The organism is Shimwellia blattae DSM 4481 = NBRC 105725, from assembly GCF_000262305.1.
GTDB classification, from domain to species: domain Bacteria; phylum Pseudomonadota; class Gammaproteobacteria; order Enterobacterales; family Enterobacteriaceae; genus Shimwellia; species Shimwellia blattae.
In genome coordinates this window covers 2780031-2804751 of sequence record NC_017910.1, presented here as the reverse complement: position 1 = coordinate 2804751, position 24721 = coordinate 2780031, and the positions used below count along the sequence as shown (strand labels likewise).

Annotated in this window: 21 protein-coding genes and 8 tRNA genes; 3 read left to right on the top strand and 26 right to left on the bottom strand. The window is 57.0% G+C overall.

Annotated elements, in window-relative coordinates; all coding sequences use genetic code 11:
* Positions 1-22 precede the first annotated feature (22 nt).
* Positions 23-1117 carry a threonine-phosphate decarboxylase CobD gene (cobD, locus tag EBL_RS13185; protein WP_002439211.1) on the top strand — a complete coding sequence of 365 codons (1095 nt, stop codon included), beginning with the start codon at positions 23-25 and terminating at the stop codon, positions 1115-1117.
* Here cobD and nadD read toward each other — a convergent pair.
* The 4 genes from nadD to leuS are packed head-to-tail and all read right to left on the bottom strand — an operon-like array spanning position 1092 to position 5968.
* The gene (gene nadD / locus EBL_RS13180; RefSeq protein ID WP_002439213.1) at positions 1092-1745 is read right to left on the bottom strand and encodes a nicotinate-nucleotide adenylyltransferase; all 654 of its coding nucleotides are present in this window, start codon (positions 1743-1745) and stop codon (positions 1092-1094) included. The genes cobD and nadD overlap by 26 nt on opposite strands.
* Complete coding sequence (gene holA, locus EBL_RS13175) at positions 1738-2769, bottom strand: DNA polymerase III subunit delta (protein ID WP_002439215.1); 1032 nt, start codon at positions 2767-2769, stop codon at positions 1738-1740. Before holA ends, nadD begins: the two co-directional genes overlap by 8 nt.
* Positions 2766-3371, bottom strand: coding sequence for an LPS assembly lipoprotein LptE (lptE, locus tag EBL_RS13170; protein ID WP_002439216.1), 606 nt, complete (start codon positions 3369-3371; stop codon positions 2766-2768). Before lptE ends, holA begins: the two co-directional genes overlap by 4 nt.
* A 14-nt stretch (positions 3372-3385) precedes the next feature.
* Positions 3386-5968 carry a leucine--tRNA ligase gene (gene leuS, locus EBL_RS13165; protein WP_002439218.1) on the bottom strand — a complete coding sequence of 861 codons (2583 nt, stop codon included), beginning with the start codon at positions 5966-5968 and terminating at the stop codon, positions 3386-3388.
* Positions 5969-6210: 242 nt separating this feature from the next.
* Here leuS and EBL_RS13160 point away from each other — a divergent pair, with 242 nt between their 5' ends.
* Positions 6211-6693: a zinc ribbon-containing protein gene (locus tag EBL_RS13160; RefSeq protein ID WP_002439220.1), complete on the top strand. Its 483-nt coding sequence runs from the start codon at positions 6211-6213 to the stop codon at positions 6691-6693.
* 39 nt (positions 6694-6732) lie between these two features.
* Here the strand turns inward: EBL_RS13160 and EBL_RS13155 are convergent, their stop codons facing one another.
* The 9 genes from EBL_RS13155 to miaB all read right to left on the bottom strand — a co-directional run bounded on the left by EBL_RS13155 (position 6733) and on the right by miaB (position 16099).
* Positions 6733-7458, bottom strand: a complete 726-nt coding sequence (locus tag EBL_RS13155; RefSeq protein WP_002439222.1) for an amino acid ABC transporter ATP-binding protein — start codon at positions 7456-7458, stop codon at positions 6733-6735.
* Positions 7455-8132 carry a glutamate/aspartate ABC transporter permease GltK gene (gene gltK / locus EBL_RS13150; RefSeq protein WP_002439224.1) on the bottom strand — a complete coding sequence of 226 codons (678 nt, stop codon included), beginning with the start codon at positions 8130-8132 and terminating at the stop codon, positions 7455-7457. The genes EBL_RS13155 and gltK overlap by 4 nt, the downstream gene beginning before the upstream one ends.
* On the bottom strand, positions 8133-8873 hold the full coding sequence (locus EBL_RS13145; protein ID WP_002439226.1) for an amino acid ABC transporter permease: 741 nt from the start codon (positions 8871-8873) through the stop codon (positions 8133-8135).
* 187 nt (positions 8874-9060) lie between these two features.
* A complete protein-coding gene (locus EBL_RS13140; RefSeq protein ID WP_002439228.1) occupies positions 9061-9966 on the bottom strand; it encodes an amino acid ABC transporter substrate-binding protein in 906 nt (301 codons plus the stop codon).
* A gap of 436 nt (positions 9967-10402) precedes the next feature.
* Positions 10403-11938, bottom strand: coding sequence for an apolipoprotein N-acyltransferase (gene lnt, locus EBL_RS13135; RefSeq protein ID WP_002439230.1), 1536 nt, complete (start codon positions 11936-11938; stop codon positions 10403-10405).
* Positions 11939-11944: 6 nt separating this feature from the next.
* Complete coding sequence (gene corC, locus EBL_RS13130; RefSeq protein ID WP_002439231.1) at positions 11945-12823, bottom strand: CNNM family magnesium/cobalt transport protein CorC; 879 nt, start codon at positions 12821-12823, stop codon at positions 11945-11947.
* A gap of 104 nt (positions 12824-12927) precedes the next feature.
* Positions 12928-13395 carry an rRNA maturation RNase YbeY gene (gene ybeY / locus EBL_RS13125; RefSeq protein ID WP_002439233.1) on the bottom strand — a complete coding sequence of 156 codons (468 nt, stop codon included), beginning with the start codon at positions 13393-13395 and terminating at the stop codon, positions 12928-12930.
* The gene (locus tag EBL_RS13120) at positions 13392-14450 is read right to left on the bottom strand and encodes a PhoH family protein (protein WP_002439235.1); all 1059 of its coding nucleotides are present in this window, start codon (positions 14448-14450) and stop codon (positions 13392-13394) included. Before EBL_RS13120 ends, ybeY begins: the two co-directional genes overlap by 4 nt.
* Positions 14451-14674: 224 nt before the next feature.
* Entirely contained in the window at positions 14675-16099 is a 1425-nt protein-coding gene (gene miaB / locus EBL_RS13115; protein WP_002439237.1) for a tRNA (N6-isopentenyl adenosine(37)-C2)-methylthiotransferase MiaB, read from the bottom strand.
* Positions 16100-16245: 146 nt separating this feature from the next.
* On the opposite strand from miaB, the gene ubiF reads away from it, so the two are divergent.
* Positions 16246-17424: a 3-demethoxyubiquinol 3-hydroxylase gene (gene ubiF, locus EBL_RS13110; RefSeq protein WP_002439240.1), complete on the top strand. Its 1179-nt coding sequence runs from the start codon at positions 16246-16248 to the stop codon at positions 17422-17424.
* Positions 17425-17514: 90 nt separating this feature from the next.
* On the opposite strand, the gene EBL_RS13105 is transcribed toward ubiF, so the two are convergent.
* The 13 genes from EBL_RS13105 to nagB all read right to left on the bottom strand — a co-directional run bounded on the left by EBL_RS13105 (position 17515) and on the right by nagB (position 24557).
* Positions 17515-17589, bottom strand: a tRNA-Gln gene (locus tag EBL_RS13105).
* 36 nt (positions 17590-17625) lie between these two features.
* Positions 17626-17700, bottom strand: a tRNA-Gln gene (locus tag EBL_RS13100).
* Between the two features lie 58 nt (positions 17701-17758).
* Positions 17759-17833 (bottom strand) — tRNA-Gln (locus EBL_RS13095).
* Between the two features lie 46 nt (positions 17834-17879).
* Positions 17880-17956, bottom strand: a tRNA-Met gene (locus EBL_RS13090).
* A gap of 29 nt (positions 17957-17985) precedes the next feature.
* Positions 17986-18060, bottom strand: a tRNA-Gln gene (locus tag EBL_RS13085).
* A 39-nt stretch (positions 18061-18099) separates the two neighbouring features.
* Positions 18100-18174, bottom strand: a tRNA-Gln gene (locus tag EBL_RS13080).
* A 23-nt stretch (positions 18175-18197) separates the two neighbouring features.
* A tRNA-Leu gene (locus tag EBL_RS13075) sits at positions 18198-18282 on the bottom strand.
* An 8-nt stretch (positions 18283-18290) separates the two neighbouring features.
* A tRNA-Met gene (locus EBL_RS13070) sits at positions 18291-18367 on the bottom strand.
* 229 nt (positions 18368-18596) lie between these two features.
* Entirely contained in the window at positions 18597-20267 is a 1671-nt protein-coding gene (gene asnB, locus EBL_RS13065; protein ID WP_002439255.1) for an asparagine synthase B, read from the bottom strand.
* Positions 20268-20541: 274 nt separating this feature from the next.
* Positions 20542-21294: an HAD-IIA family hydrolase gene (locus EBL_RS13060; RefSeq protein ID WP_002439257.1), complete on the bottom strand. Its 753-nt coding sequence runs from the start codon at positions 21292-21294 to the stop codon at positions 20542-20544.
* A 61-nt stretch (positions 21295-21355) separates the two neighbouring features.
* Positions 21356-22576, bottom strand: coding sequence for a DNA-binding transcriptional regulator NagC (nagC, locus tag EBL_RS13055; RefSeq protein WP_002439259.1), 1221 nt, complete (start codon positions 22574-22576; stop codon positions 21356-21358).
* Positions 22577-22583: 7 nt separating this feature from the next.
* Positions 22584-23732: an N-acetylglucosamine-6-phosphate deacetylase gene (gene nagA, locus EBL_RS13050; protein WP_002439261.1), complete on the bottom strand. Its 1149-nt coding sequence runs from the start codon at positions 23730-23732 to the stop codon at positions 22584-22586.
* 24 nt (positions 23733-23756) lie between these two features.
* Positions 23757-24557: a glucosamine-6-phosphate deaminase gene (nagB, locus tag EBL_RS13045; RefSeq protein WP_002439262.1), complete on the bottom strand. Its 801-nt coding sequence runs from the start codon at positions 24555-24557 to the stop codon at positions 23757-23759.
* Positions 24558-24721: the final 164 nt, after the last annotated feature.

Genomic DNA, 24721 nt, shown 5'->3' with positions numbered 1-24721 from the left:
CGCTTCCCGGGAGGTATCAACAATGGCATTACTGACCAGCCTGCATGGCGGAAATATTCGCGAGGCGGCCCGCTGGAGTGGCCTGGAGCCGGGCGAGATCCTGGACTTCAGCGCCAATATTAACCCCCTGGGAATGCCCGATTCGCTGCGGGCGGCGATGATCGGGAACCTGGCACTGGCGGAGCGCTACCCGGATGTGGAGTACCAGGCGCTGCACCAGGCGCTGGCGGCGCATCACCGGGTGGATGTGCGCCAGGTGATGGCCGGTAACGGCGAAACCGAGCTGATTTTCTCTCTGGCGGAGTTTCTGGCGCCGCAACAGGCGCTGGTGGTGATCCCCGGTTTTGCGGAGTACCGCCGGGCGCTCGGGCGTAGCGGCTGCCAGGTGAGCGAGCATGTGCTGCGCGAAGAGGAAGGCTGGCAGCTTACCGGGCGCATTCTTGATGAGCTGCACAGCGGGCTGGACTGCCTGTTTTTGTGTACGCCCAATAACCCCACCGGCCTGCTGCCCGACCCCGGGCTGATGATGGAGATAGCCCGGCGCTGTGCCGAACTACATATTGCCCTGGTGGTGGATGAGGCGTTTCTGGATTTTGTGCCCACAGCACCGGGCATGATCCCGCATCTGATGTCGATGCCCCATGTCTGGGTGCTGCGCTCCCTGACGAAGTTTTTTGCCATTCCCGGCCTGCGCCTGGGCTACCTTATTGGCGGGGATCTCGCGGCTGTCGCCACTATGCGCCAGCGCCAGCAGCCCTGGACCATTAATGCCTTCGCCGCCCTTGCCGGGGAGGTTATCCTCCGGGACCGGGCCTATCACCAGGCGACATTTAACTGGCTGAATAGCGCCCGCCCGGCGCTGTATCAGGGGCTGGCGGCCTTACCGGGGCTCCGGGCCTGGCCCGGGGTGGCAAATTATGTGTTTTTCCGCTGCGAGGTTGCAGGGCTGAATCTCCAGGAGGCGCTGTTACGCCGGGGGATACTGATTCGCCACTGCGCTAACTACCCGGGGCTGGACAGCCGCTATTACCGGGTGGCGGTGAAATCAGCGGCGGATAACCAGCAGTTGCTGGCGGCGCTGCGGCAGGTGCTCAGCGATACAGCCCCTGGTCAATAATATACTGCATGACCGCAGGCGGCAGCAGATCGGCGCAGGACTGCGCCTGTTCAAGGCGTTTGCGGATGGTGGTGGCGGAAATATCGAACAGCGGCGTGTCCGCCAGGAAAATTTTCCCGCCCGGTTGCTGATGCAGATCGGCAATGTTGCGGGTGAGGCGGCTGTCCAGCCAGTGCTGGTGCGCGGCGCTGTCCATCTTTACCGGGTAGCCCGGGCGGCGACAGACCAGCAGGTGGCACAGCTCGCTGATGCGCTGGTAACGGTGCCACCGGGGCAGGGTGAGCAGGGAGTCCTGGCCAATGATAAACGCCAGCGGGCGCCGGGGGCCGGTCTCCTGGCGGATCTCTTCGAGGGTGTCGGCCGTAAACGAAGGGCTGGTGCGCTGTAGTTCACGGCAGTCCAGCTGAAACAGCGGATTACGGGCAATGGCCAGGCTGACCATGATTTTACGCTGCTCACTGCTGGCCTGGGGCTGGGGCCGGTGAGGGGGAACGTTGTTGGGCATGATAACCACATGGCGCAGGGCAATCTGGCGCGCCAGCGCCTCTACGGGCTTTAAGTGCCCGTAGTGGATAGGATCAAAGGTGCCGCCAAACAGCGCCAGTAATGAAGACGGGGCGTCATTCATAGGTGAATATTTCCGGCAACCCGGCGTTGCACAGCAGCAACGTCAGGCTTTCCAGCGTGTCCTGTATATTCTGGCCGTAGTCCTGCTTGAGGGTAAGCTCCGCGTGGCTGAGCAGGCGCACAGCCTGATCAAGCTGCTCGCGGCTGAGGCGGTTGAGCGCTTCGGTTATCAGCACCCGCCGGTTCTGCCATACCCGCTGCTGATCAAACAGCGCTTTTAGCGGGGTGGTGGCCGACTGGCGCTTCAGGTGAACCAGTTGCAGTAATTCGCGCTGCAGGGCGCGCAGCAGCAGTACCGGCTCGCTGGCCTCCAGCTTAAGCTGGCGCAGGATGTGCAGGGCGCGTTTGGTTTTCCCGGCAAGCACCGCATCTACCCAGTGCCAGCTGGAAAAGTGCGCGGCGCTGTTAACGGCCTGCTCCACCCGGGGCAGGGTGAGTTTACCGTCTGGCCACAGCAGGGCCAGACGCTCCAGCGCCTGGGAGAGGGCCAGCAGGTTTCCTTCATAGCAGTAGCACAGTAACTGTACCGCCGCGTTATCCAGCGATAATGACATCTGGCTGGCCCGGTTCTGCACCCAGCGCGGCAACTGAGCCTGCTCCGGGGTCATGCAGGCCACCTGAACGCCACTATCGTTAAGGGCGCGATACCAGGCCTGATTTTCCTGGGCTTTTGTCAGCTTATTGCCGCGGAAAATCACCAGCAGATCCTCATGCAGCAGGCTGACCAGCGTCTCAAGCTGGCTGGCAATGGCGGCGTTGGGGCCATTTTCCGGTAGCTGCAGCAGCAGTGTCTGGCGGCTGGCAAACAGGTTCAGCTCCTGGCACAGGGCAAAGAGCGCGTTCCAGTCGGTGGTGGCGTCAATCGCCACTGTGTGATACCCGGTAAATTCCTGTTCTGCACCAGCATGGCGGATGGCATCCTGGCTTTCCTGGAGCAGTAACGGGTCATTACCCAGTAGCAGATAAGCGGCGCGCAGCCCGTCACTGAGCTGCGCGCGTAGTTGCTCCGGGTACAGCTTTATCATTGGCTGGCGGAGCTGGTCGGGAAGGATGTGGAGATCCGCCCCTGTGGCTGAGACACGGATGCCGGATCGTGGGTGTTACTTTCCCGCGCTTCGGTATCTTTTACGTCCGCCACATGTACGGCGGCCAGCTTACGTACCAGCTGCTGAGCGGCCTGAGTGTACATTTCGTTGACAATCATGTCCTGCTCGGCGTTTTTCGCCAGTGCGCGCTGCGGGTTATCGAAGTAGGAACGATACACCTTGGCCTGGATGGGGTAGATATCATGGCCGGGGATCAGTACCTGGGCGTTAACCACCATTACCATCTGGTATTCGGCGGTGTAACCGTCCTGGAATACGGATGCCGTATCCTGGCCAATGCTCATTGCGCCCAGGCGTAATGACGGCACTTTTTTGTTTTTGAGGCTGCTTTCCACAATGGTCACCCCGTCCTGGCGCAACTGGTTACGCACGGCACGGGCCAGCGGTCCGTTCGGGTCGCCAGAGTCCAGTATCAGGGTATGCATCTCCGACGGCACCATAGAGGAGCCGCGCAAATGGAAACCACATCCGGCGGTAACCAGTACCGCCAGGCTTACAAACAAGGTGAACAAATAGCGCACACTTCCTCCTGTGCTTAGCCTACAACCAGGTTCAGCAGTTTGCCCGCAACGTAAATCACTTTACGGATGGTTTTGCCTTCCAGATGTTTAGCAACCAGGTGCTCCTGACCAGCCAGTTCACGAACCTGCTCTTCAGTGGCATCTGCCGCGACGGTAATTTTACCGCGTACTTTCCCGTTAACCTGAACCACGACCAGTACAGAGTCTTCCACCATGGCGGAGTCATCTGCCTGCGGCCACGGCGCATTGTCAATGTCACCGTTACCGGCCAGCGCCTGCCACATGGTGAAGCAGACATGCGGGGTGAACGGATAGAGCATGCGCACCACGGCCAGCAGCGCTTCGTTCATCAGGGCACGATCCTGCTCGCTGTCCTGAGGCGCGCGGGCCAGTTTGTTCATCAGCTCCATAATGGCCGCAATGGCGGTGTTAAAGGTCTGACGACGGCCAATATCATCGGTCACTTTGGCAATGGTTTTATGCACATCGCGACGCAGGGCTTTCTGATCTTCGCTCAGAGCCGCCACATCCAGTGCCGCAGCGGCACCTTTTGCCGTGTGCTCATAGACCAGTTTCCAGACACGCTTCAGGAAGCGGTTAGCCCCTTCAACGCCGGACTCCTGCCACTCCAGGGTCATGTCGGCCGGTGAGGCGAACATCATAAACAGACGCACGGTGTCCGCGCCGTAACGTTCAACCATCACCTGCGGGTCAATACCGTTGTTTTTCGATTTTGACATCTTGCTCATGCCAGCATAGACCAGCTCATGGCCTGCTGCATCACGGGCGGCGGTAATACGGCCCTTCTCGTCGCGATCTGTGATGGCGTCAACCGGGGAGACCCAGTTACGCTCGCCGTTCACGCCGGTGTAGTAGAAGGCATCCGCCAGTACCATCCCCTGGCAGAGCAGCTGTTTTGCCGGCTCGTCAGAGTTCACCATGCCCGCGTCGCGCATCAGCTTGTGGAAGAAGCGGAAGTAGAGCAGGTGCATAATGGCGTGTTCAATCCCGCCGATGTAGATATCTACCGGCAGCCAGTAGTTGGCGGCGTCGGAGTCCAGCATGCCTTTGTCATACTGCGGGCAGGTGTAGCGCGCATAGTACCAGGACGACTCCATAAAGGTGTCGAAGGTGTCGGTTTCGCGCAGGGCAGGCATACCGTTAACGGTGGTTTTTGCCCACTCCGGGTCAGCTTTAATCGGGCTGGTGATGCCGTCCATGACCACATCTTCCGGCAGGATAACCGGCAGCTGGTCGTCCGGCGTCGGGATGACGGTGCCGTCTTCCAGGGTGACCATCGGAATTGGTGCGCCCCAGTAGCGCTGGCGGGAAACCCCCCAGTCGCGCAGGCGGTAGTTAACTTTGCGCTCGCCCACACCCATTGATGCCAGCTTATCGGCAATGGCGTTAAAACCAGCGGTAAAGTCCAGACCGTCAAACTCACCTGAGTTGAACAGCACGCCTTTCTCGGTCATGGCCTGGCTGGAGAGATCCGGCGCGGTGCCGTCTGCCGCCAGAATGACAGCTTTAACCGGCAGATGATATTTGGTGGCAAATTCGTAGTCGCGCTGGTCGTGACCAGGTACGGCCATAACGGCACCGGTGCCGTACTCCATCAGCACGAAGTTTGCCGCCCACACCGGGATGGCTTCACCAGTCAGCGGGTGGATGGCGTAATAGCCGGTGGCAATCCCTTTTTTCTCCATGGTTGCCATGTCGGCTTCGGCCACTTTGGTATTGCGGCACTCTTCAACGAAGGCGGCCAGCTGCGGGTTACCGGCGGCAGCCTGTTGCGCCAGCGGGTGACCGGCGGCCACGGCCAGATAAGTGGCCCCCATAAAGGTGTCCGGGCGGGTGGTGTAGACGGTGAGTTTCTGGTCGCTGTCTTTTACGTCAAAGGTAATTTCTACCCCTTCAGAACGGCCAATCCAGTTACGCTGCATGGTCTTAACCTGATCCGGCCAGTGATCCAGCTTATCCAGGTCGTTGAGCAGCTCTTCTGCGTAGTCGGTGATTTTAATAAACCACTGGGGGATCTCTTTACGCTCGACTTTGGTGTCGCAGCGCCAGCAGCAGCCATCGATAACCTGCTCGTTCGCCAGAACGGTTTTATCGTTCGGGCACCAGTTCACCGCAGAGGTTTTCTTGTAGACCAGGCCTTTTTTATAGAGCTCGGTGAAGAACTTCTGCTCCCAGCGGTAGTATTCTGGCTTGCAGGTCGCGATTTCGCGGCTCCAGTCATAGCCGAAGCCCAGCATTTTCAGCTGGTTCTTCATGTATTCGATATTGGCGTAAGTCCAGGGGGCGGGCGCGGTATTGTTTTTGACCGCGGCGCCTTCCGCCGGCAGGCCGAAAGCATCCCAGCCGATGGGCTGCAGAACGTTTTTACCCAGCATCCGCTGGTAGCGGGCAACCACATCACCGATGGTGTAGTTGCGCACGTGGCCCATGTGTAGTCGGCCAGAAGGATAGGGAAGCATTGACAGGCAGTAATACTTCTCTTTGCTTTCGTCTTCTTTCACTTCAAAAGTGCGCTTTTCTTCCCATTGCTGTTGTACGTGGGATTCTATCTCTTCCGGGCGATATTGCTCTTGCATGGCAGCCAGTGGTCCTGTTAATGAAAACAGCTACAACTTGTAACTGTATTACGGTATAGATTTTTCGATCGGCATAGCATAGCCGATTAACCTGCGGCAAAACAGTCTTTCCCTTGCCGCCAGGGACAAAACTGCACTTTCACACTTTGCGCTTATTTTGCCGCGTTGGGGTGAGGATAACACTGTAATCACAAATTAACGGCTATCATAAGAAGAGCTTAGCTGGATTCAGGAGGAAGGGCATGAACAAGGTAGCGCAGTTTTACCGCGAGCTGATGACGTCACTGAGCGAGCGTTTACGTAATGGCGAGCGGGATATTGATGCCCTGGTGGACAGCGCCCGGGCTAAAATGGAACAGACCAGCGCCTTAACCCGCCGGGAGATTGACGAGGTCAGCCGGGCGGTGCGCCGGGATCTGGAAGAGTTTGCCCTGAGCTACAGCGAAAATCAGGAATCGCTGGAAGACAGCGTATTTATGCGGGTGATAAAAGAAAGCCTGTGGCAGGAGCTGGCCGACATTACCGATAAAACCCAGCTGGAGTGGCGCGAAGTATTTCAGGATCTGCACCATCACGGGGTGTATCACAGTGGGGAAGTGGTGGGGCTTGGCAATTTAGTCTGCGAGAACTGCAACCACCATCTGGCGTTTTATACCCCGGAAGTGCTGCCCCACTGCCCGAAGTGCGGCCATACCCAGTTCCAGCGCCGCCCGTTTGAGCCCTGATACAACCGGTGCCGCTGGCAGGCAGCGGCACCGGCGCGGTTAGTGCAGGATCTTGGCGAGGAAGTCTTTTGCGCGGTCAGACTGCGGATTCGCGAAGAAGGCTTCTTTGTCCACGTCTTCGATAATTTTCCCCTCATCCATAAAGATAACCCGGTTGGCCACCTTACGGGCGAAGCCCATTTCGTGGGTTACCACCATCATGGTCATGCCTTCGTTTGCCAGCTCCACCATCACATCGAGCACTTCGTTGATCATCTCCGGATCCAGGGCCGAGGTGGGCTCATCAAACAAGATGGCGATGGGATCCATACACAGGGCGCGGGCAATGGCCACGCGCTGCTGCTGGCCGCCGGATAACTGGGCCGGGTATTTATCTGCGTGAGCCGACAGTCCCACCCGCTCCAGCAGTTTCAGCCCTTTGGCCCGGGAAGCGGCTTTATCGCGGTTCAGCACTTTCTCCTGGGCAAGGGTCAGGTTGTCGATAATCGACAGGTGCGGGAACAGCTCAAAATGCTGGAACACCATGCCGACACGGGAGCGCAGGCGGGCCAGATTGGTTTTTTTGTCGTTAACTTTAGTGCCGTCGACCAGTATTTCCCCCTGCTGGATGGGCTCCAGACCGTTAACGGTTTTGATAAGCGTGGATTTACCGGAGCCGGACGGGCCGCACACCACGACCACCTCACCTTTTTTTACTTCAGTAGAGCAGTCAGTCAGAACCTGAAACTGGCCATACCATTTGGAAACATTTTTTAGGGAAATCATGATGCAGTCCTTTTTTTCAGCCAGCTGACCAGCAGTGAGGCGCCAAGGCTAATAATAAAATAGACACTACCGGCAAACAGGATCATTTCGACCTGTGTACCGTCGCGCTCACCAATGGTGGACGCTGTGCGGAAGAAGTCCGCCAGGCTCAGTACATAGACCAGCGAGGTATCCTGAAACAGAACGATACCCTGGGTCAGCAGCAGGGGAACCATGGCCCGGAAGGCCTGGGGCAGAATAATCAGCTTCATGGACTGCCAGTGGGTCATGCCCAGTGCCAGTGCCGCGCTGGACTGGCCCCGGGAGATACTCTGGATCCCGGCGCGGATGATTTCCGAGTAGTAGGCCGCCTCAAACAGTGAGAAGGCCACAATGGCGGAGATCAGGCGGATGTCGGTTTTCGGCGAGAGCCCCAGCACCTGCTGTAGCAGGCCGGGGACGATCAGGTAAAACCACAGCAGCACCATAACCAGCGGCACGGAGCGGAAAACGTTAACGTAGAGCGTGGCAAACCAGCTCAGGGCCTTAACCGGCGAAAGGCGCAGCATCGCCAGAATGGTCCCCCAGATGATCCCCACCAGAATGGCGATAATCGTTATCCTGAAGGTTATTCCCAGCCCCTGAATCAGATACGGCATGGACGGGACGATGGAGCTCCAGTCAAAATCGTACATTTATTTGCCCCCCAGATTGCCAGGCAGGCGGATTTTGCGTTCTACCAGGTTCATAACCAGCATGATCACCGCGTTAATAAGGACATAGGCGAGGGTGATAGCCGTAAAGGATTCCCAGGCGTGAGCAGAGTAATCGAGCAGTTTGCCCGCCTGGGCGGCCATATCCACCAGACCAATGGTTGAGGCGATAGCCGAGTTTTTGACCAGATTCATCATCTCTGAGGTCATGGGCGGCACCACCACCCGGTATGCGTTGGGCAGCAGCACATGGCGGTAGGTCTGGGGCAGGGTTAACCCCATCGCCAGACCGGCGTTTTTCTGGCCCCGGGGCAGCGACTGGATCGCGGCGCGCACCTGCTCGCAAACGCGGGCGGCGGTAAACAGGCCAAGGCACATCATGGATGAGAGGAAGAACTGAATATTGGGATCCAGTTCGGCTTTAAACCAGGTGCCTATCTTCTCCGGCAATAGTTCCGGAATCACCAGATACCAGGTAAAGAACTGCACAATCAGCGGGACGTTGCGAAAAAGCTCCACATAGCCGGTGCCGATGGCAGCAAGAAAGCGATTGGGAACGGTGCGTAAAATGCCGAACAGGGAGCCGACAAAAAAGGCGATAATCCAGGATGTAACGGACAGCGCCACCGTGACCTGAAAGCCACTCCATAACCAGCCCAGATAGGTGGTGTTACCGAATGGGGCGGGCTGCAGAAAGATTCCCCAGTTCCAGTCTATAGACATAACATACTCCGAAAAAAAAGAGGGTAGCAGCGCTACCCCCGAAGATTGATCTACCGCTTTCTGGTTTCACGCCCGCCGGGGAACGACCGGCTGGCGTATAGTCTGTCCGGGCTGGTACTGATCAATCGGGGGGACAGGGTAACCCGTCCCTTATTCATTGTTTAAATAGCGCAATAAGGTTCAGTGATTAGTTAAAGGCTTTGTCGTTGGGCGATTTGAACAGCGCTTTCATTTCGTCCGACAGGGCAAAGTTCATATTGAGATTTTTTGGCGGGATCGGGTGGTTAAACCACTTATCAAACCACTTCTCCGCTGTGCCGGAGGTCTGAACCTGGGCGATGGTGTCGTCCACCAGCTTTTTAAAGGCCGGATCGTCTTTGCGCAGCATACAGCCGTAGGCCTCTTCAGACTGCGGCTTGCCGACAATCTCCCACTGATCGGGTTTCTTCGCTTTGGCGCGCTCACCGGCCAGCAGGGCGTCATCCATCATAAAGGCCACGGCGCGGCCGCTTTCCAGGGTGCGGAAAGAGTCCCCGTGATCTTTGGCGCTGATGATGCGCATATCCATTTTCTGCTCGTCATTGAGTTTATGGAGCAGAATTTCAGACGTGGTGCCGGAGGTGACCACCACCGCTTTGCCTTTCAGATCGTCAAAGCCGTGGATCGGGCCGCCTTTTTTCACCAGCAGGCGCGTGCCGACAACAAAAATGGTGTTTGAGAAGGCTGCCTGTTTCTGGCGCTCGGCGTTATTGGTGGTGGAACCGCACTCAAAATCAAAGGTGCCGTTTTGCAGCAGCGGAATACGGTTCTGGGAGGTAATCGGGATCAGCTTAACCTGCAGATCCGGCTTGTTCAGCTGCTTTTTGATGGCCTCGACAATGGCGTTGGAGTAGTCCTGGGAGTAGCCCACCACTTTTTGCTGGTTGTCGTAGTAAGAGAAGGGAACTGACGATTCCCGGTGGCCGACCACGATAACCCCATTCTTGTTGATCTTATCCAGGGTCATCGCAGGCTTGCCGTCTTCTGCCTGGGCCAGGGCGGAGGCACCAAGACCCGCGAGCAGTACGGCCGCAGCCAGTTTACGTAAATGCATATCCAACTCCTTTCTTCCGGCACCTGAGGTGCAGATACCCGTGTTGTGAATGTGTTGTCGTTGTTATACCCGCCATACCGGGTGCCGCGTGCTGCTGCACCTGTGATGCAGGGTATGCTGTGTTATTTGTTTGTAAATATAAATAAACTAAATTATTTCTTATTTGTTAGCATTTCATCTGCCGGATTGTAAATCCCCTGTCCGAATTTAGTTGCTTTTTGCGATGTTCGCCGCACCAGGAAAAGGCAAATCTGATGTGTTGCACCTTTTTAGTGCTGATGTTGCCATTTTGTGGTGCATCGGGGCGGTTACGCTGCAACGGGCCGGGGAAAATCGCCCGGCACCAGAGTAATTAAGCAAGCGCTGTGCCAGCGTTGCACAGGGTGACAGTCACATCAGGGGCGCACCGGTTGCCCGGTGCGCAGAAGGGGAGGGATCAGGAACGGCGACGGGCAGCCAGCAGAAGACCGGCCGCGCCCGCCAGCAGGGTGATTATCCACACGCTCCAGTTACCGGTGCGGGCATACGGGGTGAGCCCCCGGGTCGGCGTGACGCTGGTGGTCAGCACTTCGCGGGTAAACTGCGGAATTTGCGCCGTGACGTTGCCGTCTGGTGCAACCACAGCGGTGATACCGTTATTGGTGCTGCGCAACAGCGGGCGCGAGAGCTCCAGCGCGCGCATACGCGCCATCTGGAAGTGCTGCCACGGGCCGATGGACTTACCAAACCAGGCGTCGTTGGAGATGGTCAGCAGAAAATCGCTGTCCGGGCGGAAATTGTCCCGTACCTGCTGGCCGAGGATTATCTCATAGCAGATAGCGGCGGTGAGCAAATAGCCGTGGGCCTGTAGCGGGGCCTGGCGGTAATCTCCGCGGCTGAATGAGGACATAGGCAAGTCAAAGAACGGGGCCAGCGGGCGCAGGATCGATTCCAGCGGTACAAACTCCCCGAACGGCACCAGGTGGTTCTTGTTGTAGCGATCGGATGACGGGTAGTTGTACGGGGTGTTTTCCCCCAGCACAATAATCGAGTTGTAAGTGTTGTAGCGATTTTGCGGGTTCAGCCGGGCATCAACAATGCCGGTAATCAGCGTACTGTGTCTGGCGCGCAGCAGGTCGTCCATCATGGTCAGGAACGGCTGCTGGTTCATTTCCAGATCCGGAATCGCCGATTCAGGCCAGATGATCAGCTGCGATTTGCCCGTCTGTGGCTGGGTGAGATCCAGATAAGTCCGCAGGGTGTTGAGCAGCTCTTTTTCGTCCCACTTCATGGACTGGGGAATATCCCCCTGGACCAGAGAGACCTGAGTGGTGCGCTCTGTCAGCGGCTGGGACCAGCTGATATAGCGCAGAGGCCAGGGCAGCAACAGCAGGGCTGCGCTGATGACAACCGGCTGCCAGCGCCGCTGGCTGACAGCCAGCACCAGTAGCCCGGCGATAATCACCAGCAGGAAGTTGATCCCCTCCACCCCCAGCAGCGGCGCGACCCCTTTTAAGGGGCCGTCTATCTGGCTGTAACCAAACTGCAGCCAGGGGAAGCCGGTCAGCACCCAGCCGCGCAGGAACTCGGTAATCTGCCACAGGGCCGGGGCAATAAACACAAAGCGCCACCAGCGGGCAGCCGGAGCCAGCCGGGCCAGCAGGCCGCCAAACAGGCCGGTATACAGGGATAAATACGCCGCCAGCAGGACCACCAGCAGGATATTCACCGGGCCCGGCATGCCGCCAAAGGTGGCGATACTGACGTATACCCAGTTGATCCCGCTGCCAAACAGCCCAAGCCCCCAGAAGAAGCCAATCCCGGCGCTCTGCAGCGGTTTGCGGTTCAGGGTCAGACCCAGTAGCCCCATCAGTGAGATCAGGGCGGCGGGCCAGATATCATACGGCGAAAACGCCAGGGTGCCGCTGGCACCGAAAAGTAGCGCCAGTACGAGCCGTACCCGCTGGCGCCGGAGCAGAGCGCGTAAATCCATGTTTAGTTAATCTTCCAGGTGTGGCTGCGGGGAGTCATCCGGTATGCGGACATGAACCTGAATAATACGCCGGCTGTCGGCCATGGCGACCTTAAACTGGTAGCCGTCAATATCAATGCTTTCCCCTCGGGTCGGCAGATGGCCGAAGGCCTGCATAACAAGGCCGCCAATGGTGTCCACTTCGTCGTCGCTGTAGTGGGTGGCGAACGCTTCATTAAAATCTTCAATCGAGGCCAGGGCGCGCACCGTCCAGGTGTGGCGGCTCAGCTGGCGGAAGTTGGTGTCTTCTTCTTCGTCGTATTCGTCTTCAATTTCGCCGACGATAAGCTCCAGAATATCTTCGATGGTCACCAGACCGGAGACCCCGCCAAACTCGTCAATCACGATGGCCATATGGTAGCGCTGGGAGCGGAACTCTTTGAGCATCCGGTCCACGCGTTTACTTTCCGGCACAACCACTGCGCTGCGCAGCACTTTCTCCATACTGAATGGCTCTGCATCGCTGCGCATAAACGGCAGCAGATCTTTTGCCATCAGGATCCCTTCAATGTGATCTTTGTCTTCGCTGATAACCGGGAAGCGCGAATGGGCAGACTCGATAATCACATCAAGGCATTCATCAAGGCTCTGGTTGCGTTTCAGGGTAATCATCTGGGAGCGGGGGATCATAATATCGCGCACCCGCTGGTCGGCGATATCCATTACCCCTTCGAGCATGTCGCGGGTGTCCTGGTCGATAAGCTCGTTTTGTTCTGAATCACGAATGAGTGCCAGCAGCTCGTCACGGTTTTTGGGCTCACCGTGAAACAGCTGGCTCAGGATCAGGGAGAAAAACCCCTTCTTACTGTGGAGAGTGTCGCTACTGTGTGAATTGTCGTCGCTCATGGCGTTTTGATTGGGTTCTCATGTTAGTCAATTGTCTGCCAGGGGGAGCCCACGGCTCCCCGGGCGTTACATTATACTGCGGGGCCAGAGACTGGCCGCACAGGCTACTCTTTCTCGGCAATGTACGGATCGTCGTAGCCGAGGGCAAGCATTATCTCCGTTTCCAGAGACTCCATCTCTTCGGCTTCGTCATCTTCAATGTGATCATACCCCAACAGGTGCAGGCTGCCGTGTACCACCATGTGCGCCCAGTGGGCATCTGGCGAGACGTCCTGCTCCTGTGCTTCCCGCTCAACCACCTGGCGACAGATAACCAAATCGCCCAGCAGGGGCATCTCCATGCCCGGTGGGGCTTCAAAGGGGAAGGAGAGCACATTGGTGGATTTGTCTTTCCCGCGGTAGGTCAGGTTCAGCTCGTGGCTTTCTGGCTCATCCACAATGCGCACAGTCACTTCAGACTCTGCCTGAAATTGCGGGATAACCGCGTCCAGCCATGTCTGGATCCGGGCTTCATCTGGCAGGCCTGTGGTGTCTTCACAGGCCAGTTGCAGATCAAGAATCACCTGGCTCATTTATTCTCCTGGCTTGCTTCTGACGCCTGCGCTTCGCGTTTACGCTCGGCCGCCAGTTGCTCTTTACGTTTTTGCTCTGCGGTTTCCCAGGCTTCATAGGCGTTTACAATGCGGGCCACTACCGGGTGGCGCACCACGTCTTCGCTGTGGAAAAAGTTAAAGCTGATTTCGTCGACCTCAGCCAGCACCTCAATAGCGTGGCGCAGGCCGGATTTGGCATTACGCGGTAAGTCTATCTGGGTGATATCCCCGGTGATTACCGCCTTAGAGTTAAAGCCGATGCGGGTCAGGAACATTTTCATCTGCTCGATGGTGGTGTTCTGGCTCTCATCAAGAATGATAAACGCATCGTTCAGGGTACGCCCGCGCATATAGGCCAGCGGGGCCACCTCAATCACGTTACGCTCAATCAGTTTCTCAACCTTTTCAAAGCCCAGCATTTCGAACAGCGCATCATACAGGGGGCGCAGATACGGATCGACTTTCTGGCTCAGATCCCCGGGCAGGAAGCCGAGCTTTTCACCGGCTTCCACCGCCGGGCGGGTGAGCAGGATGCGGCGAATATCCTGGCGCTCCAGGGCGTCTACGGCGGCGGCAACCGCCAGGTAGGTCTTACCGGTGCCCGCCGGGCCAACACCAAAGGTGATGTCGTGGTCGAGGATATTGGCAATGTACTGGGCCTGGTTCGGGGTGCGTGGCTTAATGACCCCGCGTTTGGTCTTGATATTGACCGCTTTGCCGTACTCCGGCACGCTCTCGGCAACCTGCTCAAGAACGCGGAACTCTTTAATCGCCAGATGAATTTGTTCCGGTTCGATATCCTGCGTTTTACCGCGCATGGGGGCGGTATCCACATACAGGTGGCGCAGAATATCGGCGGCGGCGTTCACCGTCAGCGCGCGGCCGGTCAGCGTAAAGTGGTTGTCGCGGCGGTTGATTTCGATGCCCAGGCGGCGCTCAAGCTGTTTGATATTGTCATCAAACGGGCCGCACAGGCTGAGTAAACGGGCATTATCTGCGGGTTCCAGCGTTAATTCACGGGTTTCGGTATTCAAACTATTCCTCTTACCTCTTACAGAGATCTCTTACAGGGGCCTCTTACATGGACAATCAGGGTAAAGATTACGGAGATGGTCCCGGCCGTTAAGAAAATTATTCATGGCGCAGAGAGAAGGCGCAAGGCCCGGCTGTGATATTTGGGTGCGGGCTTCAGAATGCAAGGGGGTAAATAAAAAAGCGGCGGGCGGGATCCCGCCTGCCGCCCCGGTGATTCTGGCTATCAGGGCTGCCAGATTCCGACACCCAGCTCGTCTTCTTTACGGGTGCGGGCAATCACGGATTCCGGGCTTTCGGTCACCCGCAGGCCCATCTCCTCTTCCGTGCGCACCACGGTGCCGCGCAGGGAGTTCGGGAACACCTCGGTTATCTCCACATCCACAAACTTACCGATCATCTCCGGCGTGCCTTCGAAGTTCACCACCCGGTTATTTTCGGTGCGCCCGGACAGCTCCATAATGCTCTTGCGCGAGGTGCCTTCCACCAGGATGCGCTGTACTGTGCCCAGCATCCGGCGGCTCCAGGCCATTGCCTGCTGGTTAATGCGCTCCTGCAGAATATACAGCCGCTGTTTTTTCTCTTCTTCGGGAACGTCGTCCACCATGTCGGCCGCCGGGGTCCCCGGGCGGGCAGAGAAGATAAAGCTGTAGCTCATATCGAAGTTAACATCGGCGATCAGCTTCATGGTCTGTTCGAAGTCTTCCCCGGTCTCTCCCGGGAAGCCGACGATAAAATCAGAGCTTATCTGGATATCCGGGCGCGCAGCGCGCAGCTTACGGATAATCGCCTTATATTCCAGCGCCGTGTGGGTGCGGCCCATCAGGTTCAGTACCCGGTCGGCACCGCTTTGTACCGGCAGGTGCAGGAAGCTCACCAGCTCCGGCGTATCGCGGTATACCTCGATAATATCGTCGGTAAACTCGATAGGGTGGCTGGTGGTAAAGCGGATGCGGTCGATACCGTCAATGGCCGCCACCAGGCGCAGCAGGTCGGCAAAGGTGCCCGGTGTGCCGTCGAAGTTTTCACCGCGCCAGGCGTTAACGTTCTGGCCCAGCAGGTTTACTTCACGCACTCCCTGGGCCGCCAGCTGGGCTATCTCCAGAATGATGTCGTCGCCAGGGCGGCTGACCTCTTCACCACGGGTGTAGGGCACCACGCAGTAGGTGCAGTATTTGTTGCAGCCTTCCATGATAGAGACAAACGCGGTCGGGCCTTCGGCGCGGGGCTCGGGCAGGCGATCGAATTTTTCTATCTCCGGGAAGCTGATATCCACCACCGGGCTGCGATTGCCGCTGACGTGGTTGATCATTTCCGGCAGGCGGTGCAGGGTTTGTGGCCCGAAGATAATGTCCACATAGTGGGCGCGCTGGCGAATATGCTCCCCTTCCTGGGAGGCAACACAACCGCCAACACCGATAATCAGCTCGGGGTTTTTATCCTTCAGTGTTTTCCAGCGGCCTAACTGATGGAAAACCTTCTCCTGCGCTTTTTCACGGATCGAACAGGTATTCAGCAGCAGAACATCTGCCTCTTCGGCCACGTCGGTCAGGGTAAAACCGTGCGTGGTTTCCAGCAGATCGGCCATCTTGGATGAATCGTATTCGTTCATCTGACAGCCCCAGGTTTTGATATGGAGTTTTTTTGTCATTGACTTGCCATTTCTCAGTTAACGCCAGGAATGCAGGGCGCGTATTGTAATGCTTTGCCGGGTTCGTGACCAGTAGAGTGCACACACCCGCCATTAAATCCAAAAATCCGGTACACTCAGGGCAGGTGAATTCACGGGATAACATGATGAAACATCAGCAAACGGAAGTGGCGGTTGTTGGCGGTGGCATGGTTGGCGCAGCCGTGGCGCTGGGGCTGGCCCGGGAGGGATTTCAGGTCGCGGTGATTGAGCAGCACCTGCCCGCCGCATTTGATGCCAGCGAACCGCCGGATGTGCGCATTTCTGCCATCAGCAGTGCGTCAGTGGGCTTTTTACGCAGCCTGGAGGCCTGGCGCCGGGTGCAGGCGATGCGCAGCCATCCTTATACCCGGCTGGAAACCTGGGAGTGGCAGCAGGCCCACGTGGTGTTCGACGCCGGTGAATTACAGCTGCCGGAGCTGGGCTATATGGTCGAAAACGCCGTACTGCAACGGGCGCTGTGGCAGGCGCTGGAGGCTCACCCGCAGGTGCGCTGCCTGTGCCCGGCCACACTCAGCGGGATGATCCGGGAAGAGAACGGCCAGCACCAGTTGCAGTTTACCGATGGTCAGCGGCTCAGTGCTGCTCTGGTGGTCGGTGCCGATGGCGCAGACTCCCGGGTCCGCCAGTGGGCCGGTATTGGTATCCACGCCTGGGAGTACAGCCAGTCCTGCATGCTGGTCAGCGTTCAGTGCGCTCAGGCCCCGGGAGACGCTACCTGGCAGGAGTTCACCCCCCAGGGGCCACGGGCGTTTCTGCCGCTGTTTGATAACTGGGGCTCGCTGGCCTGGTATGACGCCCCGGCGCGGATCCGCCAGTTAAGCAATATGCCCATGGCGCAGTTGCAGCATGAAATTAACCGCGCCTTCCCGCAGCGCCTGGGGGAGGTGACCCCGGTGAACTGCGGATCCTTCCCGCTGGTGCGCCGCCACGCGTTGAGTTATGTGCAGGACGGCATCGCCCTGGTGGGGGATGCGGCACACACCATTCATCCGCTGGCGGGGCAGGGGGTTAACCTTGGCTACCGGGATGCTCAGGCGCTGATTGATGTGCTGGCCCGCGCCCGCAACTATGGTGAATGCTGGTATCGGGAGCCGGTGCTGAAGCGCTATCAGCGCCAGCGCCAGCCGGACAACCTGGTGATGCAAAGCGCCATGGATCTGTTTTATGCCGGGTTCAGTAATTCGCTGGCCCCGGTGAAGGTGTTGCGTAATCTGGGGTTGATGGCGGCACAGCGTGCCGGTGTCTTAAAACGCCAGGCGCTGCGTTACGCGCTCGGGTTATAGCTGTCGCCGCAGGCACCGGTTGTCGGGTGCCTGCCTCAGGGGATCCGGAAGATACAAAAACAAAAGGCTCGCCGAAGCGAGCCTTTGTATTGGCTGGGGTACGAGGATTCGAACCTCGGAATGCTGGAATCAGAATCCAGTGCCTTACCGCTTGGCGATACCCCAATTGACTGTTGGTTATAACCTACAGTGTACAGAAGTTGGCTGGGGTACGAGGATTCGAACCTCGGAATGCCGGAATCAGAATCCGGTGCCTTACCGCTTGGCGATACCCCAACAGGCTGTTTGTGTATCAGAGCAGATGTTACACCGCGGGAACATGCTCAGATATAAGTGGCTGGGGTACGAGGATTCGAACCTCGGAATGCCGGAATCAGAATCCGGTGCCTTACCGCTTGGCGATACCCCAATCAACTTTTTGTGGTGAACTGCCTGCTGGCAATTCATCTTAAATATGGTGGCTACAACGGGATTCGAACCTGTGACCCCATCATTATGAGTGATGTGCTCTAACCAGCTGAGCTATGTAGCCAGATGTACTGCTTGTCAGTCTTTAACGACTGGCTGGGGTACCTGGATTCGAACCAGGGAATGCCGGTATCAAAAACCGGTGCCTTACCGCTTGGCGATACCCCAAGACCTGAGCCATGATGTCAACTCATGTCGCAAAATAAGTGGCTGGGGTACCTGGATTCGAACCAGGGAATGCCGGTATCAAAAACCGGTGCCTTACCGCTTGGCGATACCCCATCCGCGCACTCGCTAAAGTGAAATGGTGCGGGAGACGAGACTTGAACTCGTACACCTTGCGGCGCCAGAACCTAAATCTGGTGCGTCTACCAATTTCGCCACTCCCGCAAAAAAGATGGTGGCTACAACGGGATTCGAACCTGTGACCCCATCATTATGAGTGATGTGCTCTAACCAGCTGAGCTATGTAGCCATCTTTTTTTTCGCGTTACCTTATCGGCGGTGCGGGGCGCATTATGCGTACTGGGCCTTGCAGCGTCAACAAGTTTTTTGCCAAAAGTGAGCACGAAGGGTGTGTTTGTCTGACTTACGAACAGCTTGCTGTATTTATCGACAACTTCTGGTTAATTAACCGGAATCTGGCCCGTTGTGGGGGAATATCAGACCAAAAAAACGGGCCCGCAGGCCCGTGAGGTGATGGATTAGTTATGATAGGCAGACTGGTGCACGCCCACCGCACGCCCGGAGGGATCGTCCATGGTTTTGAAGGCTTCATCCCACTCGATGGCTTTGGCCGAGGAGCAGGCCACTGACGGGCCGCCCGGCACACACTCTGCGGCGCTTGGCACCGGGAACAGCTCTTCAAAAATCTCCCGGTACAGCCAGGCCTCTTTTGAGGTCGGGGTGTTGTACGGGAAGCGAAAGTGCGCTGTCTCCAGTTGCTGATCGGTCACCTGCTGGTTGGCTATCTCTTTGAGTGAGTCTATCCAGCTGTAGCCTACCCCGTCAGAGAACTGCTCTTTCTGGCGCCAGGCCACGCTTGCCGGCAGGTAGGATTCAAAACATTCGCGCAGGATATGTTTTTCCATTTTGCCGTTGCTGCCGCACATTTTGTCCTGCGGGTTGATGCGCATTGCCACGTCGAGGAATTTTTTATCCAGGAAGGGCACGCGGGCTTCCACCCCCCAGGCGGACATGGCTTTGTTGGCCCGGGCGCAGTCATACATATGCAGCGCCTGTAATTTGCGTACGGTCTCTTCGTGCAGCTCTCTGGCGTTCGGGGCTTTATGGAAATAGAGATAGCCGCCAAACACCTCATCGGACCCCTCCCCGGAGAGCACCATTTTGATCCCCATCGCTTTGATTTTGCGCGACATCAGATACATCGGGGTTGAGGCGCGGATGGTGGTCACATCGTAGGTTTCAATGTGGTAAATCACATCGCGGATCGCGTCCAGACCTTCCTGCACGGTGAAGTGAATTTCATGGTGCACGGTGCCCAGGTGGTTAGCCACTTCCTGGGCGGCTTTCAGATCCGGGGAGCCTTTCAGCCCCACAGCAAAGGAGTGCAGCTGCGGCCACCAGGCTTCACTGCGCTCCTGGTCTTCGACCCGGCGGGCGGCAAATTTCTTGGTTATCGCAGATATAATCGACGAGTCCAGCCCGCCGGAGAGCAGTACACCGTAGGGAACGTCAGACATCAGGTGGCTTTTTACTGACTCTTCCAGCGCCTGGCGCAGGGTGTTGCGGTCGGTCACGTTGTCTTTGACCGCCTCATAGCTGAACCAGTCGCGCTGGTAGTAAGAGCGGATCTCACCGTCCTGGCTCCACAGGTAGCTGCCCGCCGGGAACTCTTTGATGGTGCGGCATACCGGTGTCAGCGCTTTCATTTCTGAGGCCACATAGAAGTTGCCGAACTCGTCATAGCCCATATACAGCGGAATAATGCCCACATGGTCACGGCCAATCAGCCAGGCGTCTTTTTCGGCGTCATAGAGAATAAAGGCAAACATGCCCTGCAGATCATCAAGGAAGTCTGCGCCTTTTTCCTGGTAGAGGGCGAGGATCACTTCGCAGTCAGAGCCGGTCTGGAACTGGTAGCGATCGGCGTATTCCGCCCGCAGGGCCTGGTGGTTGTAGATTTCACCGTTTACGGCCAGTACATGGGTACGGGCGGTGTTGTACAGCGGCTGGGCCCCGGCGTTCACGTCAACAATTGACAGGCGTTCATGGGCGAGTATCGCCTTGTCGCTGGCATAAATACCGGACCAGTCCGGGCCACGGTGGCGCATCAGACGCGAGAGCTCCAGCGCCTTTTTACGTAATTCGCCTGCGTCAGTTTTAATATCCAGAACACCAAAAATCGAGCACATAAACTTCTCCATGAGACTGAGCGTGATACGGGGTTGGTGCAGGTGAGTGTGGCTGGCTGCACGTCATGGATAAGAAAATGCCCCATTTGTTAGCGCTGGCGCAAGCCTTTTGCCCGTCAGGCGTGAAAAAAACAAAACCGGTTGCTGATTAGTGAAAAAAGGCTAAACAAAAGCCGAAAAAATTAGCGGATATCTAATTATACGGGCGGTTTGTTGACGGGTGGAAAATCCCTGGCGGGGAAAATTCCCGTACCGGCAACCGGTACGGGGGGCATCAGATAACGTCTATTTCGGCCACAGACGGGTAGATCCAGCTGGGGCGGCATGGCATATCGTCGATATCTTCCAGGGTAGAGACCCCGGAGAGCACCAGAATGGTCTCCAGACCGGCCTGGAAGCCCGCCAGAATATCCGTGCGCAGGTTATCCCCGACAATGACCGTCTCTTCAGAGTGGGCCTGCATTTTGTTCAGCGCCGAGCGGATAATCCACGGGCTGGGTTTGCCCACATAGAACGGCTTACGGCCAGAGATTTTCTCAATACCGGCACACAGGGCGCCACAGGCCGGGTAAAAGCCGCGCCCGTGGGTATCCGGGTTGGTGGCGATAAACCGCGCCCCGTTGGCCACAAAGAAGGCTGCCTTGTGCATCATCTCCCAGTTATAGGAGCGGGTCTCGCCCACGATGACAAAATCCGGGTTAATGTCGGTAATGGTAAAACCGGCTTTATACAGCTCGTGGATCAGCGCGCCTTCACCCACCACATAGGCTTTTTTCCCTTCCTGGCGGCGCAGGAAATCCGCCGTCGCCATGGCGGAGGTATAAAACACGCTATCGGGAACTTCAATACCGGCAGAGGCGAAGCGGTTAGCCAGGTCCTGCCCGGTCTGGGACGGGTAGTTGGTTAACAGCACCAGCGGCAGTTTTTTGGCCAGAATGCCGTGGATAAATGCGGCAGCACCGGGTACGGCCACATTGTCGTGCATCAGCACGCCGTCGATATCGCAAATTACATTTTTAATGGTCATGGACAACTCGGTGACAGAAATAAGCAAGGCGTTACTATAGCCTGAATTCACGGCGCAGCGGCTAACTTTCCAGTAAACGCTGCAGTAGGGCGCCGTTGAGCATGGCGCGTTTTACCAGCGCAAACGCGCCAATGGCGGAGCGGTCATCCAGCCGGGAGCAGACCACCGGCAAATCCTGACGAAAGGCGTTCAGGGCCTGGGCCGTAATGCAGCGCTCAATGGCCGGAAGGATAATTTTTGCCGACTCGGTTATCTCCCCGGCCAGCACAATTTTCTGCGGGTTAAATAAGTTGATGGCGATGGCAATCGCTTTGCCCAGCTGGCGGCCTACATAGTCCAGCACTTCGCAGGCGAGGGGGTCGCCTTTATTTGCCGCTTTGCAAATCTGCTCTATCCGGCAGGCGTCCGGGGTGAGCCGGGTGGTGTAGCCCTGGGCTATCAGGTGCTGTACCCGGTGTTCGATGGCGGCATTCGCGGCTACGGTTTCCAGGCAGCCAAAATTACCGCAGTGGCAGCGCTCCCCCAGTGGATCTATCTGGATATGGCCGATTTCGCCCACGTTGCCGTTGCGGCCAATAAAAATCTGCCCGTTAGACAGGATCCCGGCCCCGGTCCCCCGGTGCACGCGGATAAGTATCGAGTCTTCACAATCCTGGGTGGCACCAAAGTAGTGCTCCGCCAGGGCCAGGCTGCGAATATCATGGCCTACAAAGCAGGCGGTGGCAAAGCGCCGGGCCAGGGCATCCACCAGCCCCCAGTTGGTTATCTGGATATGGGGCATGTATTTGACTATGCCGCTGTCCGGATCCACCAGCCCGGGCAGAATAACGGAAATGGCGATAAGCTCGCGGATCTTGCGCTGGCAGCTGTCAATAAACTGGCTGATGGCGTTAAGCAGCGCCGCTTCCAGGGACTCCTGGGTGCGTTCGGGCAGCGGGTAGTGTTCTTCGGCCAGGTGCCTGGCGCTCAGATCAAACAGGGTGATGGTGGCGTCGTAACGGCCAAGGCGCACGCCAATGGCCTGAAAACCACGGGTTTCGGTCACAATGGAAATGGCGCGGCGACCACCGGTGGATGCCTGCTGATCCACCTCTTTGATCAGGCCGCGTTCAATAAGCTGGCGGGTGATCTTGGTGACACTGGCGGGGGCAAGCTGGCTTTGTTCGGCTATCTGAATACGCGATATGGGCCCGTGCAGATCAATCAGGCGGTAAACTGCCGCGCTGTTGAGTTGCTTTACCAGATCAACGTTACCTATTTGTGCTTGTCCGCCAGTGGTCATGCAGTATTTATCCGGTTACGACCTCGTTACCATTAACGATAGTCCTGAGAATATGATAATCGCGGGTAAAGACCGTAATATTGGCCACTTTACCTGCCTCCAGGCTGCCGAGGCGCTGATCCACACCCATGGCGCGGGCCGGGTAGAGGGTTGCCATACGCAGGACTTCGTCCAGGGCGATATTAACGTGCTCAACCAGGTTGCGAACCCCTTCAATCATGGTGAGTGAAGAGCCGCTCAGGGTGCCATTTTCATCTACGCACAGCCCGTTGCGGTAGTATATTGTTTTCCCGGCAAAAATGAACTGGTCAATATTGGCGCCCGCCGGTGCGGTGGCATCGGTCACCAGGCACAGCTTATCGCCCTTAATGCGTTTAGCCATGCGGATGTTGGCGTAGTCTACGTGCAGACCGTCGCAGATTATCCCGCAATACAGATCCGGCTCATCAAACACCGCCCCGGCCAGCCCCGGCTCGCGCCCGGTAATGTACGGCATCGCGTTAAACAGGTGGGTGGCAAAGCGGATCCCGGCGCGGAAACCGCGTTTGGCTTCTTTCCAGGTGGCGTTAGAGTGCCCGGCGGAGACCACAATCCCTGCCGCCGTCAGTTTGCGGATAACGTCCGGCTCGACCATTTCGGGGGCGAGGGTGATTTTGGTGATGACGTCAGCGTTCTGGCACAGGAAGTCCACCAGTTGCGCTTCAGGCTTACGCACGAACTCCGGATTGTGGGTGCCTTTTTTGATGATGTTCAGCCAGGGCCCTTCCAGGTGCAGGCCCAGGGCCTGGTTCGGATGCTTGCTTTTATATTCGCGCATCACGCGCACGCCCTGTTGCATCAGCGCATCGCTGGTGGTGATAAGGGTTGGCAGGTAGCTGGTACAGCCGGATTTTTCATTCGCCTGCTGCATGATTTCCAGCGTTTTTACCGAGATGGCCTCAGCGGTGTCGTTAAACTGTACGCCGCCGCAGCCATTGAGCTGGACATCAATAAAACCGGGGGCAATGATTGCTCCACCCATATCGCGTTGTTCAATGCCAGCCGGTAACTCCGCAACCGGACACACTCGCTCAATCAGGCCATCAGCAATAACAATTGCGTGGTCGTCCAGGACTTCATGGCCGGTATAGATACGGCCGTGAGTTAATGCATACATATATACCCCCGGTATAAAACAAACTTAAAAATCTTTGATGTTTTCAGCTTCCAGCTCAGTGAAATACTTCAGCGTTTTCACTTTCAGCTCCATCGTTGACGGCTCATCACACACAATCAGTGATTTCGGATGCAGCTGCAGGCAACTGATGGTCCACATATGGTTAACGTTACCTTCCACCGCTGCATGCAGCGCCTGGGCTTTAACGTGGCCGAGGACCAGGATCATGACTTCTTCGGCATCCAGCAGGGTGCCGACACCCACGGTCAGGGCGTATTTTGGCACTTTATTTACATCGCCGCCGAAGAAACGTGAGTTCGCCACGCGCGTGTCGTGGGTCAGCGTTTTAATGCGGGTACGGGAAGAGAGCGACGAGGCAGGCTCGTTAAACGCGATGTGACCATCGTTACCCACGCCGCCCATAAACAGGTGAATTTTACCGTAAGCGCGGATTTTTTCTTCATAACGACGGCACTCTGCGTCGACATCGGCTACATTTCCATCGAGCAGATTGATATTTTCAGCCGGGATATCAATGTGATCAAAGAAATTACGATGCATAAAGGTATGGTAGCTTTCCGGGTGATCCTCCGGCAGGCCGACATATTCATCCATATTAAAGGTGACGACATTTCTGAAGCTGACTTCACCGGCTTTGTACATCTCAATCAGTGCTTTATAGGTGGCCAGCGGTGTGCCGCCAGTCGGCAGGCCCAGAACGAAAGGGCGGTCTGCGGTGGGTTTAAAAGCATTAATGCGATTCACGATGTGCCGGGCGGACCATTTGCCTACCTGCTCAGCCGTCGCCAGGGGGATCAGTCTCATCATTCACCTCTATAGGTTAGCGTTTAAATGTGGGGTCAGAGGAGTGCCTGGCTAAGTGTAAATGGATTCCAGCGCAGAGTGGTAAGTCTTCCTCTGTTTCGATTTTTTGAATAATAAAATAAGTTTTCTTTACTGACCAGCGACAGGAGCATTATGAGAGGGTA

Bases quoted from the DNA above. Each gene is read 5' to 3' on its own strand.
- EBL_RS13160 (WP_002439220.1), top strand. From the start codon at position 6,211: ATGAACAAGGTAGCGCAGTTTTACCGCGAGCTGATGACGTCACTGAGC.
- gltK (WP_002439224.1), bottom strand. From the start codon at position 8,132: ATGTACGATTTTGACTGGAGCTCCATCGTCCCGTCCATGCCGTATCTG.
- asnB (WP_002439255.1), bottom strand. From the start codon at position 20,267: ATGTGCTCGATTTTTGGTGTTCTGGATATTAAAACTGACGCAGGCGAA.
- holA (WP_002439215.1), bottom strand. From the start codon at position 2,769: ATGATAAAGCTGTACCCGGAGCAACTACGCGCGCAGCTCAGTGACGGG.
- EBL_RS13140 (WP_002439228.1), bottom strand. From the start codon at position 9,966: ATGCATTTACGTAAACTGGCTGCGGCCGTACTGCTCGCGGGTCTTGGT.
- EBL_RS13060 (WP_002439257.1), bottom strand. From the start codon at position 21,294: ATGACCATTAAAAATGTAATTTGCGATATCGACGGCGTGCTGATGCAC.
- leuS (WP_002439218.1), bottom strand. From the start codon at position 5,968: ATGCAAGAGCAATATCGCCCGGAAGAGATAGAATCCCACGTACAACAG.
- EBL_RS13145 (WP_002439226.1), bottom strand. From the start codon at position 8,873: ATGTCTATAGACTGGAACTGGGGAATCTTTCTGCAGCCCGCCCCATTC.
- cobD (WP_002439211.1), top strand. From the start codon at position 23: ATGGCATTACTGACCAGCCTGCATGGCGGAAATATTCGCGAGGCGGCC.
- lnt (WP_002439230.1), bottom strand. From the start codon at position 11,938: ATGGATTTACGCGCTCTGCTCCGGCGCCAGCGGGTACGGCTCGTACTG.
- nadD (WP_002439213.1), bottom strand. From the start codon at position 1,745: ATGAATGACGCCCCGTCTTCATTACTGGCGCTGTTTGGCGGCACCTTT.
- miaB (WP_002439237.1), bottom strand. From the start codon at position 16,099: ATGACAAAAAAACTCCATATCAAAACCTGGGGCTGTCAGATGAACGAA.
- ybeY (WP_002439233.1), bottom strand. From the start codon at position 13,395: ATGAGCCAGGTGATTCTTGATCTGCAACTGGCCTGTGAAGACACCACA.
- corC (WP_002439231.1), bottom strand. From the start codon at position 12,823: ATGAGCGACGACAATTCACACAGTAGCGACACTCTCCACAGTAAGAAG.
- nagB (WP_002439262.1), bottom strand. From the start codon at position 24,557: ATGAGACTGATCCCCCTGGCGACGGCTGAGCAGGTAGGCAAATGGTCC.
- ubiF (WP_002439240.1), top strand. From the start codon at position 16,246: ATGAAACATCAGCAAACGGAAGTGGCGGTTGTTGGCGGTGGCATGGTT.
- EBL_RS13155 (WP_002439222.1), bottom strand. From the start codon at position 7,458: ATGATTTCCCTAAAAAATGTTTCCAAATGGTATGGCCAGTTTCAGGTT.
- nagA (WP_002439261.1), bottom strand. From the start codon at position 23,732: ATGTATGCATTAACTCACGGCCGTATCTATACCGGCCATGAAGTCCTG.
- nagC (WP_002439259.1), bottom strand. From the start codon at position 22,576: ATGACCACTGGCGGACAAGCACAAATAGGTAACGTTGATCTGGTAAAG.